The sequence below is a fragment of the Salibaculum sp. genome, from assembly GCF_035270045.1.
In the GTDB taxonomy this organism is placed as follows: domain Bacteria; phylum Pseudomonadota; class Alphaproteobacteria; order Rhodobacterales; family Rhodobacteraceae; genus Salibaculum.
The window spans coordinates 44,678-59,035 of the sequence record NZ_DATFIP010000014.1; the positions used below are offsets into that span (position 1 = coordinate 44,678).

At 64.6% G+C, this 14,358-nt stretch carries 13 protein-coding genes; 8 read left to right on the top strand and 5 right to left on the bottom strand.

Annotated elements, in window-relative coordinates; all coding sequences use genetic code 11:
* Nucleotides 1–3: 3 nt before the first annotated feature.
* Nucleotides 4–1,590, top strand: coding sequence for an ABC transporter permease (locus VJ897_RS02320; protein WP_324052878.1), 1,587 nt, complete (start codon nucleotides 4–6; stop codon nucleotides 1,588–1,590).
* Nucleotides 1,587–2,630: a glycosyltransferase family 4 protein gene (locus VJ897_RS02325; RefSeq protein ID WP_324052880.1), complete on the top strand. Its 1,044-nt coding sequence runs from the start codon at nucleotides 1,587–1,589 to the stop codon at nucleotides 2,628–2,630. The genes VJ897_RS02320 and VJ897_RS02325 overlap by 4 nt, the downstream gene beginning before the upstream one ends.
* Nucleotides 2,631–2,826: 196 nt before the next feature.
* Here VJ897_RS02325 and VJ897_RS02330 read toward each other — a convergent pair whose 3' ends face one another.
* The 3 genes from VJ897_RS02330 to VJ897_RS02340 are packed head-to-tail and all read right to left on the bottom strand — an operon-like array spanning nucleotide 2,827 to nucleotide 5,857.
* Nucleotides 2,827–3,852 (bottom strand): ABC transporter substrate-binding protein, encoded by a 1,026-nt coding sequence (locus tag VJ897_RS02330; protein WP_324052882.1) that lies wholly within the window; start codon nucleotides 3,850–3,852, stop codon nucleotides 2,827–2,829.
* Nucleotides 3,825–5,192: a sensor histidine kinase N-terminal domain-containing protein gene (locus VJ897_RS02335; RefSeq protein WP_324052884.1), complete on the bottom strand. Its 1,368-nt coding sequence runs from the start codon at nucleotides 5,190–5,192 to the stop codon at nucleotides 3,825–3,827. Before VJ897_RS02335 ends, VJ897_RS02330 begins: the two co-directional genes overlap by 28 nt.
* Nucleotides 5,189–5,857: a response regulator transcription factor gene (locus VJ897_RS02340; RefSeq protein WP_324052886.1), complete on the bottom strand. Its 669-nt coding sequence runs from the start codon at nucleotides 5,855–5,857 to the stop codon at nucleotides 5,189–5,191. Before VJ897_RS02340 ends, VJ897_RS02335 begins: the two co-directional genes overlap by 4 nt.
* Before the next feature lie 104 nt (nucleotides 5,858–5,961).
* Between VJ897_RS02340 and VJ897_RS02345 the strand changes: the two genes are divergently transcribed.
* From VJ897_RS02345 to VJ897_RS02370, 6 genes are all read left to right on the top strand, one after another.
* Complete coding sequence (locus VJ897_RS02345; RefSeq protein ID WP_324052888.1) at nucleotides 5,962–6,945, top strand: tripartite tricarboxylate transporter substrate binding protein; 984 nt, start codon at nucleotides 5,962–5,964, stop codon at nucleotides 6,943–6,945.
* A gap of 108 nt (nucleotides 6,946–7,053) precedes the next feature.
* A complete protein-coding gene (locus tag VJ897_RS02350; RefSeq protein WP_324052889.1) occupies nucleotides 7,054–7,548 on the top strand; it encodes a tripartite tricarboxylate transporter TctB family protein in 495 nt (164 codons plus the stop codon).
* A 3-nt stretch (nucleotides 7,549–7,551) separates the two neighbouring features.
* Entirely contained in the window at nucleotides 7,552–9,072 is a 1,521-nt protein-coding gene (locus VJ897_RS02355; RefSeq protein ID WP_324052890.1) for a tripartite tricarboxylate transporter permease, read from the top strand.
* Nucleotides 9,062–10,270, top strand: coding sequence for a CaiB/BaiF CoA transferase family protein (locus tag VJ897_RS02360; protein ID WP_324052892.1), 1,209 nt, complete (start codon nucleotides 9,062–9,064; stop codon nucleotides 10,268–10,270). The genes VJ897_RS02355 and VJ897_RS02360 overlap by 11 nt, the downstream gene beginning before the upstream one ends.
* Nucleotides 10,267–11,046 (top strand): citryl-CoA lyase, encoded by a 780-nt coding sequence (locus tag VJ897_RS02365; RefSeq protein ID WP_324052894.1) that lies wholly within the window; start codon nucleotides 10,267–10,269, stop codon nucleotides 11,044–11,046. The genes VJ897_RS02360 and VJ897_RS02365 overlap by 4 nt, the downstream gene beginning before the upstream one ends.
* Complete coding sequence (locus VJ897_RS02370) at nucleotides 11,033–12,061, top strand: AbrB family protein (RefSeq protein WP_324052895.1); 1,029 nt, start codon at nucleotides 11,033–11,035, stop codon at nucleotides 12,059–12,061. The genes VJ897_RS02365 and VJ897_RS02370 overlap by 14 nt, the downstream gene beginning before the upstream one ends.
* Nucleotides 12,062–12,147: 86 nt before the next feature.
* Here the strand turns inward: VJ897_RS02370 and VJ897_RS02375 are convergent, their stop codons facing one another.
* Nucleotides 12,148–13,677 (bottom strand): cryptochrome/photolyase family protein, encoded by a 1,530-nt coding sequence (locus VJ897_RS02375; protein ID WP_324052929.1) that lies wholly within the window; start codon nucleotides 13,675–13,677, stop codon nucleotides 12,148–12,150.
* The gene (locus tag VJ897_RS02380; RefSeq protein ID WP_324052897.1) at nucleotides 13,671–14,330 is read right to left on the bottom strand and encodes an SDR family NAD(P)-dependent oxidoreductase; all 660 of its coding nucleotides are present in this window, start codon (nucleotides 14,328–14,330) and stop codon (nucleotides 13,671–13,673) included. The genes VJ897_RS02375 and VJ897_RS02380 overlap by 7 nt, the downstream gene beginning before the upstream one ends.
* Nucleotides 14,331–14,358: the final 28 nt, after the last annotated feature.

Genomic DNA, 14,358 nt, shown 5'->3' on the forward strand with positions numbered 1-14,358 from the left:
CCCATGGGTGTCGGTGCCGAACCGCTGGTGGCCTCGCGGCGGCGCGGGCGCGTCGCATTCGGCCCGGTGCTCGGCGCGCTCCTGCTGCTTGTCGGCTGGGAGGCGGCAGGCCGCGGTCTGACCGATGCCTTCGTGCTGGCCGCGCCCAGCGAAGTGGCGCGTTATCTCATGCGCGACTGGCAACTGATGACGCGCGCGCTTGGTGTCACGCTCGGCAACGCGGCGGCCGGGTTCGCGATAGGCAACCTTGCCGCTGTGATGCTTGCCGGGCTTGCGCTGATCTGGCCGCGAAGCGAGCGCGTGATCACCGGGCTCGCGCTGCTGGTTTTCTGTCTGCCCCTGGTCGCGACGGGGCCGATCCTGCGCGTCTTCTTCGGACCGGGGCCGGGCCCACAGATCACGCTGGCCGCGCTCGCGGTCTACTACACCACTCTCGTTCCGCTCCTTGTGGGCCTGCGCGCCGCGCCTGCCAGCTGGTTCGACCTCGTGCGCAGTTATGGGCGCGGTCGGCTGTCCGCACTGATCCATGTGCGGGCCATGGCGGCACTGCCCTACCTGTTCGCCGGGCTGCAGATCGCGGCGCCGGCAGCGTTCCTCGGCGCGATGGTGGGCGAGTTCACGGGCGCCGAGCGCGGAATGGGCGTGCTGACGATCCGGGCAATCCGGGCACTCGACGTGGAAATGACCTGGGGGCTTGCGAGCGTGGCGACAATGGTGGCGATCCTGGCCTACCTTGCGATCGGTGCGCTTGCCCGCCGGGTGTTGCTGGAGCAACCGCCACTGATTCTTGCCGCGTCTGCGCCGCCGGGCACGCGTCGTCCGGAGGGCTGGGTCGATACGGGCGTCCTGCTTGTTCTGGCGGTCGGCGGCTGGGCGGGGGCGATATGGGTGTTCGATCTGAACCCCTTTTTCGCCAAGGGTCCGGGCGATGTGGTCAACGCGCTCCTGCTGGCCCCCGATGCGGCGGAGACCCGGCGCACGATCGGCGAAGCGCTGACCGAGAGTGTTGTTTATCTCATCCCGGGCTACCTCGCGGGGCTCTTGGCGGGCGCGACGCTTGCGGCGCTGTTGGTTCTCGTTCCCGTGGTTGCCAGTACTGCCATGCCGCTGGCGATTGCGCTCCGGTCCGTTCCCATAGTAACCACCGCGCCCCTGGTGGTGCTGTTGATCGGGCGCGGGGCCGTGGGGACCATCGTCCTTGTCGCCGTCATGGTCTTTTTCCCCACCTTCGTGGCCTGCCTGCACGGCCTGAGACAGGCGCCGGGCCAGGTGATGTCCGTCTTCGACAGTTATGCCGCAGGGCCATGGGCACGACTGGTCCGCGTGCGCATCCCCGCGATGCTGCCGGCCTTTTTCGCAGCCGCTCGCATGGCAGTCCCGGCCTCGGTCCTTGCCGTGACGGTCGTCGAGTGGCTGGCCACCGGATCGGGCATTGGCAGCCTGATGGCGCTGTCGGCCTCGCTTTCAGACTATGACGTTCTGTGGTCGTCAGTCGTGCTGGTCTCGGCACTTTCCGCGCTCGGCTACGTGTTGGTGGGGGCGGCGGAACGGCGGGTGCTGGCCGTCTACGCGCCGGAGCAACTGGCATGAACCTGCGACGCGCGGCATTTGCGATCCCGGGCGACATCACGACGCCGACCGGGGGCTACTTCTACGAACGCCGTCTGCTCGAAGGGCTGCGCGGCCAAGGCCGCGACGTGCGTCACCTGCGGCTGGGAGCTTCGTTTCCCGACCCGAACGCGACGGACATGGCAGATGCCATCGCACAGCTCGAAAGTCTGGACCCGGACAGCGCCGTGATCCTCGACGGGTTCGTTTCGGCGACACTGGACACGGATGCGCTGGCACGGCTGCATGTGCCAAGTGTGGCCATGGTTCATCACCCGCTGGCGCTGGAAGTCGGGCTTGACCCGGATCGCCGCGAACACCTGTTTCAGATCGAACGCGCGAACCTCGCCCATATCGACCATGTCCTGGTGCCGAGCCCGGCCACGGCAGCAATGCTGACAGGGTCCTTTGGCGTCGCGGCGGAGCGGATCACCATCGCGCGGCCCGGGACTGACCGGCCGACCCGGGCGCCTGCACCGGTCAGGCCACCGCTGATCCTCTGCGTGGGCATCCAGCATCCGCGCAAGGGACATGATATCCTTTTGCGGGCGCTGGCGCGTCTGACGGACCTGGACTGGACCGCCGTGATCGTGGGCCAGTCCTACGACGCGGAGTTCGCCCGGAAACTAGCGAACCTGCGTGAGGAGTTGGGCCTGGGCGCCCGGGTGACGCTGGCCGGCTATGTATCCGATACCGACTTGGCCGACCTTTATGCGACGGCGTCGCTCTTCGCTCTCGCCACGCGCTACGAGGGCTACGGCCTGGTCTTCGACGAGGCGCTCGCTTATGGCCTGCCGATCGTCAGCTGTCGCACCGGCGCCGTCCCGGAGACGGTTCCGGCTGCGGCCGGCCGTCTCGTCGCCACGGATGATCCGGGGGCCTTCGCCGATGCCTTGGCCGACCTGCTGACGGACGAAGGGGCATATGGCAGGTGCGCGGCCGCGGCCTTGGCTGCCGGAGAAAGCCTGCCAACTTGGCGCGACACGGCCGACACGGCCGGACTTGTGTTGGACGGCTTGTAGCACGGCAGAGGCGCTCAGGGCGTGCAACAGGTCCGTCTGGAAGTGATGGCCGGGATGGTGCCAGGCGCCAAACGCCCACGTCGAGAATGCCCTTCATGCGTGCCAACCCTGGGGCCTTTGCGAGGGTCGGCGCTGGTACACCACGCCTCGGGACACTGCCACCACGCCGAGCAGGGATGAACGAGGCATCCTGATCCTAGGGTTGCTCCATGGAATCTTCCCATTCCGCGAGAAAGGCTCGCCGATTGAGAGGGTCGAGGTAGACCATGAGCGCCGGCCCAAGGCGGATCGGGCCAAAGCTGGATGCTCGCCCCATTTCCGCTGCAATCAGCGGTGGCAAATGCCAATTTCCCGGCTTTTCTCGCAGGCCGAGATCGGCCAGCATATCGATCATCGCACCAGCTGCTTCCGGCTGTTGCGCGGCTTTCGGAACGATTGCAGTCCGCAGGATGACGTTGGAAAAATCCTGCATGCGCAGAATCTTGACACGACCGCCGCTATATCGCGCTATGCGTTCCGCCGCATAGGAGCCGAGGACGTTATAGGCCAGCGCCAGTCGGCCCGCGCGAACATCGTCGATCATCTCCCCCGAGCAGCAGTAGAGTTGTGGATCGAGGCGCCCCATGACCTCGGTGAGCCGCCAGTAGGCATCAGTGGCACGGGACTCCTGCGTGGCATAGAGATAGCCAAGCCCGCTCTCGCGAACGTCGTAGGTCCCGACTGCGCCACCGAACACATCGGGATTCTCCCGAAGCAGATTGATCAATTCCTGCCGAGTCGAGGGAATCTCGAGTCCGTCAAGCCGGTCGGTCGACAAGACGACCACGGCCGGTTCGGCGGTAAAGCCGAATATCAGGTCTCGCCAACGTGCCCATGCCGGAAGGGCCGCCGTTGCATCCGAACGATAGCTTTGGGCAAAACCGTCATTCGCGAGACGGAATTGAAGGTCCATCGCCGACGACAGCGCAAGGTCGAATGCCGCACCCTGCCTGATGGCGCGATACAGTTCTGCGGAGGACACGACAGTGTAGTCGACCGACAACTCCGGTCGCCTCTCTTGAAACGCGAGAATATAGGGTTCGAAAACCTCGAGGTCGGCAGTGGACAGAATGCGCAGCACCTGATCGCCGGACCCCTCGTAGGACCTCTGGTTTTCAATGACCATGGCATTGGACAGCGATGCCCAGACCATCATCACAAAGGCAAGACAAGCGTAACGCATGCGCCGTTTCCTCCATCTCTGGTTTTCAGGTCCACCTGCCCACCATGCGCCGACACCACGTCTTCAACGATGGTCAGGCCAAGGCCTGAACCGACAATCCCCTGAGTATTGTTGCCCCTGCGGAACCGTTCGGTCAGGGCCCGCGCGGGGCCATCTCCAAGGCCGGGGCCCTGATCGGTGATGCTGATGCGCGCATCTTCGGCCGTCTTGGTGAGGCGAATTTTCACCTCGGTGTCTTCGGGCGAATACTTGATCGCGTTGTCCAGAACATTGCGAAGCGCATTCTCCAGGAGAACCGGATCGCCCGTGACCTGGACTGGTTCCGTCTCGAGACTCAGCGATATGTCCTTCATCGCCGCCGAGGCGTCCAGGGCGGCCGCGGTTTGCTTCGCGAGGTCGGCCAGGTTGATCGGCAACCGGGCAAGATCATCCGTGCGGTAGGCGACGGCAGCGTGATCGAGGAGCTGACCAGCCGAACGCGAACTTTCATCAACGGCGCGGATCATGGCCCGCAGCCTCTGTTGCTGGGTTTCATCCCCGACCGAGCGCAGGGCGATGTCGGCCTGGGTCCGGACAGTGGCAAGCGGCGTTCTTACGCGATGCGCTGCCTCTGCAATGAAATCCTCGGACCTGCGGATTGATTGGCCCAGGCGCTCCATCAAACTGTTCAACGACGCCATGAGCGGGACCAGTTCCTCCGGCGTATCGCGCTCGACAGGGCGCAGGTCAGATGGCCCGCGCCGCGACACTGCCGCCGCGATCTCATTGAGCGGTTTGAGTGATTTCCGGGCGGCAATGGCCGACAGAACCGCCGCGAGCATGAAAAAAGCGACAGAGAAGATCGCGGCCAATCGCGACAGCCCGGCTGAGATCTGCGCGACTCCGTTGCGGGTCTGGGCAACCGTGACGGTTACCGGAACCGGTTCGGCGCCGGCCAGAACGACCCTTGAGACGGTTGCCATCCGGATCGTCTCTTCGCCGAAGGACCCGGTATCGAAAACGACCTGCCCCATCGCCGGCGGCGCAGATATGGCGGGCAAGTCAGCATAACCCGTCAAGAGACCCGCATCGGCTGTCACCCTGTAGAAGACCTTGTCCTCTCCGATGGAGCCGAGCATGGAAAAGGCGGAATACGGCAGTTCGAGCCGGACTTCGCCCTGTTCCGAACGCAGGGTTTCGGCGATTGCCGTCGCAGAGGCTGCAAGCACGTTGTCCTGTGTGCGCTCCGCGGCTTCGCCGGCCAGTTCAGACACCATCCACCAACTGAGCACGGACAAGAGTGCCGCGACCCCGGCCAGGAGATAGGTCAACCGGCGTCCGATGGATCCGGTAACGATCACGTTTCCGCTGGCTCCATCCGGTAGCCCAATCCGCGGACGGTTTCGATCCGCAGGCCCATGTCCTGAATCCGGCGGCGCAAACGACCAACGTAAACCTCGATCGCATTCTCGGTGACATCCACATCGTGCGAAAACAGCCGGTCCATCAACTGGCCTTTCGAAAGGATCTGCCCGGGAAAGCGGGCGAATACCTCGAGCAGTCGGATTTCACGGTTTCGCAAGTCAAGCGTCCGGCCCGCATGGTGCAGAGTGCCTGCCAATGGGTCAAAAATTGCGGCCCCAAGCGCAATCTCGTTGCGTGCCACGCCCCCGCGCCGCCGCAAGACCGCCCGACAGCGCGCTTCCAGCTCCGAGAAGTCGAAGGGTTTCGTGACGTAATCATCCGCGCCCCCGTCAAGGGCACCGACGCGGTCGGACACACGGGATCGCGCGGTCAGGACAATGACGGGGGTTTGCAACTCTGCACGGCGTTTGACGAGAAATTCCCGGCCATCCCCGTCGGGCAGCATGACGTCGAGCAGTATCAGGTCATAGCGTGCCACAGCGAGGCAATCGTCCGCGTCGGCCAGGCTGCCCGCGTGGTCCACGGCGTGACCATCAAGCGCCAACCTGTTTGAGATTGCCTCGGCCAGGTCGAGATTGTCCTCGACCAGAAGATATCTCACCTGCTGTCCTCCCGATCGGCGCCGTGTCAGGCTTCTGTCAGCTTTCTATGATCAGACTTGACCATGGGCGGTGGAGGACTGCCTGTCAAATGGGAGGAAACAGCATGAGAATGACAATGACTCGCCGAGTCGTGATGGCTGCGGCCGCGGCCACGCTGGCCTTTTCGGGGTCGGCGCAAGCCGAGGGACACCAGGTCCTTGACGACCTGCACTTCATCATTCCCGGCGGCGCAGGTGGCGGCTGGGACGGCACCGCGCGCGGCACCGGCGAGGCACTTACCAAGTCCGGGCTTGTAGGCTCGGCCAGCTACGAGAACATGTCCGGTGGCGGCGGCGGAAAGGCGATCGGTTACATGATCGAGAACGCCGACAGCCTCGACAACACGCTGATGGTGAACTCGACCCCGATCGTGATCCGGTCGCTGACCGGCGTGTTCCCGCAGAGCTTCCGCGACCTGACATTGGTGGCGGGCACGATCGGCGACTACGCTGCGCTCGTCGTTCCGGCGGACAGCGACATCGAGGGCATGGACGGTCTGCTGGCCGCCTACAGTGAACAAGGTCCGGATTTTGCGGTTGGCGGCGGGTCCGTGCCCGGCGGCATGGACCACCTGGTCGCTGCGATGGTGATGCAGGCGGCTGGCGAAGACCCGACCGCGCTGAACTACATCCCCTATGACGCGGGCGGCAAGGCCATGGCCGGCATGCTTTCGGGCGAGATCGATGCCCTCTCGACCGGCTTCTCCGAGGCGATTGCCCTTGCAGAACAAGGGGAAGTGCGCATCCTGGGCGTGACGGCCGAAGAGCGGGTGCCGGCCTACGACACGGCACCGACCTTCATGGAGCAGGGGATCGACACCTCCTTCGTCAATTGGCGCGGGTTCTTCGCGGCCCCCGGCGCTTCGGACGAAAAGGTTGCCCAGTACATCTCGGCTCTTGAGGCGATGTATGAAACCGACGCCTGGGAAGAAGTGCGCGCCCGCAACGGTTGGGTCAACATCTTCAATCCCGGTGATGATTTCCGCAGTTTCCTTGTGGATCAGGAAAAGGTGATCGGGGACCTGATGACGGAACTGGGCTTCCTCTGAAGCCACCCATCTTTCCCGGCGCCGCGCGCGGCGGCGGGCAAGACAAGCGACACCGCCCGACAGTGGGCGGTGTCGCACGGCACAGATCATTCCCGGGAGGACATGACCATGGCGCTGGATCGCTGGATTGCGCTCATCTTCATCGTATTCTGCTGCAGCTACGGCTACCTGGCCTTTTTCACCATGGATCAGGACGTGCCGCCATTCATGCAGAGCAACCCGGTCTGGCCCTCGACCTTTCCGAAGATGCTGGCGGTGCTCGGGATTCTGGTGGGGCTCGTCGTCCTGCTGGGGTTGGAAAAACCCGGTGACGACAAGGAGCCCTCTGCCACGGAAATCAACTATCGCCGCCTTCACGAATACAAGCTGGGTCAGGCGCTGGCCTTGCTGGGCTTGATGGTGGCCTATGCGCTGCTCCTTCGGCCCGCCGGTTTTCTCATGGCGACCACGCTTTTTCTTGTCGCGGGCAGCACGGTCCTGGGTGAGCGCAAGTTCCACGTGATGATCCCGGTCGCGCTGATCGCCGCGGGCTTCGTGTGGTACCTAGTCCAGCAGGTGCTGGGCATCTTCCTGCGGCCCTTTCCATTCTTTCTGGGGAATTGAGCCATGCTTGAAGGTATCATGATCGGCCTGGAGGCCGCGTTCTCGATCCAGAACCTGCTGCTTGTGGTCGCTGGCTGCCTCATCGGCACTTTCATCGGCATGTTGCCGGGGCTGGGGCCGATGTCGATCATCGCGATCATGATCCCGGTTGCGATCACGCTGGGCGACCCGGCGGCAGCCCTGATCCTGCTGGCGGGGGTCTATTACGGGGCCGTTTTCGGTGGCTCGACCTCTTCCATACTGCTGAACGCGCCGGGCATCGCCGGCACGGTCGCCACCAGTTTCGACGGTTACCCGATGGCGCGGAAGGGTCAGGCCGGCAAGGCTTTGACCATCGCCGCAGTGTCAAGTTTCGCGGGTGGCATGATCGGCGTGATCCTCATGATGATATTCGCCCCGGCGCTGAGTTCGGTCGCCCTGCTGTTTCACTCGGCAGAATATTTCGCGCTGATGGTCGTGGGGCTTTCGGCGATCGCCGCCTTCGCCGGTACGGGACAGGTCAGCAAGGCGTTGATGATGACGATACTTGGACTGATTCTGGCCACGGTGGGCGAAGGCGCCCTGTTCAACATGCCGCGCTTCACGCTGGGGCTGATGGACCTGCAGTCGGGCATTTCCTTCATCACGCTGGCCATGGCCATGTTCGCCCTGCCCGAGGCGCTGTTCCTGGTCCTGAACCCGGCGCGTGGCTCTACCGACGACGGGGGTTCCCAGAAGATCACGGGGTTGCGCTTTTCGCGGAGTGAGGGCCGGGCCATGGTTCCCGTGATCGGACGTCAGTCCATCCAGGGGTTCTTCATCGGCGTACTGCCGGGTGCAGGGGCGACGCTGGCCTCATTTCTGGGCTACGCGGTCGAGCGCAACATCGCCAAGGGCGAGGATCAGGCAGAATTCGGTCACGGGTCGGTCAAGGGGCTGGCCGCGCCCGAGACAGCCAACAACGCGGCCTGCACGGGGTCCTTCGTGCCGCTGCTGACGCTGGGAATCCCGGGGTCTGGGACCACTGCAATCCTGCTGGGCGCGCTGATCGCGCTAAACGTGACACCCGGCCCGCGGCTCATGACCGACACGCCGGAGATCTTCTGGGCGGTCATCATCTCCATGTTCATCGGGAACGTCGTGCTGCTGATCCTCAACCTGCCCCTGATCCCCTACATCGCCAAGATCCTCTCCATCCCGCGCAACTACCTGATCCCGTTCATCCTGTTCTTCACCCTCATGGGGGCCTACATCGGCCAGAACAACGCGACAGAACTGCTGATGCTGGTCGGTCTGGGTGTGATGGCGTCGATCTTCCGCTTTGCGGATTACCCGCTGGCGCCGCTCTTGATCGGCTTCATTCTGGGCAGGATGCTTGAAGACAACTTCGCCCGGTCGATGCAGCTCTACCGTGGCGCCGACTTCATACTTGAACGTCCGATGACGCTGGGTCTTCTGGTGCTGGCGCTGCTACTGATCCTTCTGCCAAGCTACCGCGCCCGGCGCGCACGCAAGCGGGCCGAAGGTGTCGCCGATGGCGACTGAACACCGCTCCGCCCCCCTCTCGGGGGTTCGGGTGCTTGACCTGACCAATGTCCTGGCCGGGCCCTTCGCCTGCCATCAGCTGGCGTATCTCGGGGCCGAGGTCATAAAGGTCGAGTCCGTCGGACAAGGCGATCTGGCCCGTAATCTCGGCGCGGACCCCGCGCTTTCCGCAAAGGGCATGGGCATCAGCTTCCTGGCACAGAATGCCGGCAAGGCCTCTCTTACGCTCAACCTGAAGACACGGCGGGGCAAGGAGGCGCTCGAGCGGCTGGTCAAGACCGCGGACGTGCTTGTCGAGAACTTCCGGCCAGGCGTCATGGACCGGTTGGGTCTGGGATACGAAACGCTCCAGGCCATCCGTCCGGAACTCATTTACTGTGCGATCTCGGGTTTCGGCCAGACCGGGCCATGGGCGGACAGGCCAGCCTATGACCAGATCGTGCAGGGCGTGGCCGGGGTGATGTCGATCACCGGTGATGATCAAAGTGCCCCGCTGCGCGTCGGCTATCCTCTTGCGGACACGGTCGGTGGCCTGACTGCCGCGATGACGATCAACGCGGCCCTCAACGCCGATCCGCGCGGCACCTTCATTGATGTCTCAATGCTGGAGTCGGTGCTCGCGACGATGGGATGGGTGCTGTCGAACTACCTTGTGGGGGATGTGGACCCGCACCCGCACGGCAACGAGAACCCCACCTCCGCACCGTCCGGCGCATTCCAATGCGCCGATGGGCTGGTCAACATCGCCGCCAACAAGGACGCGCAATGGGTGCTTCTGGCGCGGCATCTGGGCCGCGATGACCTGCTGGATGCCGCCGCTTTCGCCACCCGCGAGGACCGCAAGGCCAACCGGCTACGCCTGAAGGCGGAACTCGAGACCGTCCTGACCACGCGGTCGGCACGCGACTGGGCGCGCGAACTCAATGAGATCGGCGTGCCCTCCGGACCGGTCCTGTCGGTGCCCGAGATACTGGCCCATCCCCAGATCACAGGCCGGGATTTCGTGGTCCGCTTCGACGCGGTCGCCGGCCTGGACAGGGCCGTCGACCTCGCCTCGGTCGGGGCGCTGCTGGACGGTGTGCGTCCGACCGTCGGCACACCGCCCCCGGTCCTGAGCCAGGACAGCAACAGGCTCTTGACGGAATTGGGCTACTCAATCGACGAAATCAGACAGATGAAAGCCGAGGGGGCCACGTGACATCATCACGCGACGTCAGCGACTGGTGGCGCACCAGGATCATCGACATGGAGCCGGGGCGCATTCACTTGCGCGGAAAACCTGTCGAGGACCTGATCGGCCATACCGGATTCGCCCGGATGATCTGGCTGCTGGTCACAGGCCAGCAGATCAGCGGCCCCCGTGCCGACCTGTTCGAAGCGGCGCTGGTGGCGGCGGTGGATCATGGCCCGCAGGCACCCTCGATCGCCGCGGCGCGAATGGCCGCCACCTGTGGGGTCGGGCTGCAATCGGCCATGGCCACCGGGCTGAACATGCTCGGAGACGTCCATGGCGGTGCCGGGGAACAGGCGATAACCCTGTTTCAGCGGTGCGAGACCGCCGGTTCGGAGCAATTGGGCGCGACGCTCGACAGTTGGCGCACTGAACATGGCCGATACATCCCGGGCTATGGTCATCGTTTCCACAAGCCGACGGACCCGCGCGCGCCGCGTCTGCTTGATCTGGTGGACGAGGCCGCACGGGCCGGTGCCGTTTCGGGAACCTACGCCGGGATCGGCCGCGCCATTGCTGGCCATCTTGAAAGCGAAAGCAGCAAGCCGATCCCGATGAACATCGACGGGGCCACCGCCGTCATATACGCCGAACTGGGCTGCCCGGCGCCGCTGGCCCGGGGATTCTTCGGCCTATCGCGCTCAGTCGGTCTTCTGGCTCATGCCTGGGAGCAGACCGAGCAGGGCGGACGCAACAAGGGCCCGACCCCACCGGGCTACCGATGGACCTATGACGGCGATTGAAACCTCGCATCGGGAAACCGCTCGGACTTTGCTCGTCGGAGCGGCCGGGGCGGTGCTGTTCTGGCTGATCGGCTTTCCGGCGGCGGTCCTGACCGGACCGGCGGTTAGCGTATCCATCGCCGCGCTCATGGGATGGCGGGTGTCAGTTCCGCACCCTCTCAGGAATGCAGTCTTCCTCGTTTTGGGACTGCAGATCGGCAGCACTGTCACACCCGAGGTGATCGCAACCGCCCTGACTTGGCCGCTGTCGCTGGCGGTGCTGACACTGTCGCTGATTGTCACCATTCTTCTCGCCACGACAGTTCTGCAACGCGGCTTCGGCTATGGTCGGATGACGGCCCTACTGTGCGCGACGCCTGGCCATCTCAGCTATGTCCTCGGCCTTTCGCTGGGCCTGCGGGTTGACGTCCCGAAGCTGGTGCTTGTGCAGACCATCCGGGTCCTGATGCTGACCGTTCTGGTCCCGGTCCTTATCGCGATCTGGGGCGTTCAGGGCAGCGCGCCCCTGGCAGACAGGAGCGTGATCTCGCTGGTCCCACTTCTGGTCATTGTCCCGCTGGCCCGGATATTGGGCGTTCTCTTCGAAAGGCTTGGTATTCCGGCGCCGATCCTGATGGGCGCCATGGGCATCTCCGCACTGGGTCACGGGCTGGACCTGACGCCCGGCATCCTGCCGCCCTGGCTGACGTTGATCGCCTTCGTCGGCATGGGCTCGCTGATCGGCACCCGCTTGAGCGGCGTGGACCACAGCGGATTGATGCAGGCCTTGGTGGCCGGCGTTGTCACGACCCTCGTCGCTTGCACCGTCGCTGCCGGCGGGGCCTGGTTGGCGGCCGGCCTTGTCGGACTGCCCCCGGGGGCGTTGCTGCTGGCTTTTGCACCGGGGGGTGTCGAAGTCATGGCCGCCCTCGCCGTGGAAACCGGGTTGGAACCCGCGTTTGTCGCGGCCCATCATGTCTTTCGATTGTTCGCCTTGAGTCTCTTTGTACCGTTTCTTGTAAAGCGCGCCGCCTGACCCTGCGACAGTGCGCGCACCACTCTCGTCCCCCGAATTCGGACAGGGACGCAAGCCATCATCTGCTTACCAGTGAAACCCCACGGCTAGACCACCCCACCCGCATCCAACCGGGCCAGGAGGTCCTCGGCCTCGGCAAGGACCGTCTCACGCTTGTCCGCGTTCATCCGGTCCCAGGTTCGGTACATCTGCGCCATACGCGGGTTGCCCTCGAACCGGTCGCGGTGCCGGTCCATGAAATGCCAGTACAGCAGGTTGAACGGGCAGGCCCCCTCCCCCGTCTTCTTGGTCACGGAATAGGCGCACCCCTTGCAGTAATCCGACATCTTGTGAATGTAGTTTCCACTGGAGACATAGGGCTTCGACGCGATAATGCCGCCATCGGCAAACTGGCTCATTCCGATCGTGTTCGGCGCCTCGACCCATTCATAGGCATCCGCGTAGACCGCCAGGTACCATTCGTGCACCTGGCGCGCCTCGACCCCGGCCAACAACGCGAAATTGCCCGTCACCATCAAGCGCTGGATGTGGTGCGCATAGGCCTCGGCGCGGGTCTGGCCCACCGCCTCTGCCATGCATTGCATCCCGGTCTCGCCACCCCAGTACATCGACGGCAGATCCCGGTCATGACCCAGGGCGTTGCGGGTCACGTAGTCCGGCCCTTCAAGAAAATAAATTCCGCGCACGTATTCCCGCCAGCCGATCACCTGCCGGATGAACCCCTCTGCGGCATTGAGCGGCGCTTTCCCGTCGCGCCACGCCCGTTCCACGACGTCGCAAACCTCCATCGGGGCCAGCAGCCCCGCATTGAGATACATCGAGATCACGCCATGCCAGAGGAACCGTTCCCCGGTCAGCATCGCGTCCTGGTAGTCGCCGAAATTCGGCAGGCCACCCTCGACCCAATGGGCCAGCGCCCGGCGCGCCTGCTCGCGGTCCGTGGCGAACCAGAAATCGTCCAGATCGCCAAAATTGCCCCCGAACCTGTCACGCACCAGGTCCAGAACCTCGCGCGTTACCTCGTCGGGTGCGAACCGCTTCGGCCCGCCGAAATCGACAGACCCGGGCGCGGGCTTGCGGTTGTCATGGTCGAAATTCCACTGGCCACCCACCGGATCGCCACCCTCCATCAACAGGCCTGTCTTGCGCCGCATCTCGCGATAGAAATATTCCATGCGCAGGGCCTTGCGCCCATCGGCCCAGGCCTCGAACTCGGCGTGGGAACACAGGAACCGGTCGTCGGACAGGAGTGTCACCGGCAGAGGGCAGGCCTTGAGCGCCTCGATAAGACGCCATTCGCCGGGCTGGGTCGCCAGCACTTCGGACGCGCCCGTTTCCTCGGCGCGGCGCAGCAGTTCGGCACAGATGCCGGCGCCCGTTTCGGGGTCGTCCAGCCGGCTGTATCGCACGTCCCAGCCTGCCGCGCGCAGCCGTACCGCGAATTTCCGCATGGCGCTGAACAGGAACGCGATCTTCTTGGGGTGATGGGGCACGTATGCGGCCTCGTCCCTCACCTCGGCCATGACCACAACGTCGCGCGTCTTGTCCGCCCCACGCAGGGCCGAAAGATCCTCGCTCAACTGGTCCCCAAGGACCAGAACAAGCCGCGTCACCAGGGAATCTCCTTGCCGGCATAATCGAAAAACCCACCCGATTGCGCCGGGTCCAATCCCGCCATCACGTCACACAGTCGCCGCGCGGCGTCCGCCGGCGTGACCTTGTCATGCCCGGGATACCCGGCGGTGAAGGCAGTCTCGACGGTGCCGGGGTGCAGGGCCGCGACCACAGCCTGCTTGCGCTTGCGCCCGATCTCGATCGCCGCGCCATGGATTACCTGGTTAACGGCCGCTTTCGAGGCGCGGTAGGAATACCAGCCGCCCATCCTGTTGTCCCCGATCGACCCGACCCGCGCCGAAAGCACCCCGACGGTGGCCCGCCCTTCACGCGGCAAAAGCCGCTCCACATGCGCCAGGACCAGCGCCGGGCCAATGGTGTTGACCGCAAGCACATCCGCCATTTGCCCTGCCTCGATGGCCGCAAGGGATTTCTCCGGCGTGCCACCTGCAGCCAGCGTGCCCGTGGCGACGAAGATCGCCTCGAACGGCCCCTCCAGCGTACCGAGGTGCAGCGCAACCGAATCCGCATCGGTCACGTCCAGCCCATCGCCGGAGCGCGACAGGCCCGTCACACCGTAGCCACGTTTTTCCAGTTCCGCGGCCAGGGCCGCGCCGATCCCGCCCGAGGCGCCTATGACAAGTGCATTTTTCATAGCGTGGAGGCTAGAGCGCGCCACGCGT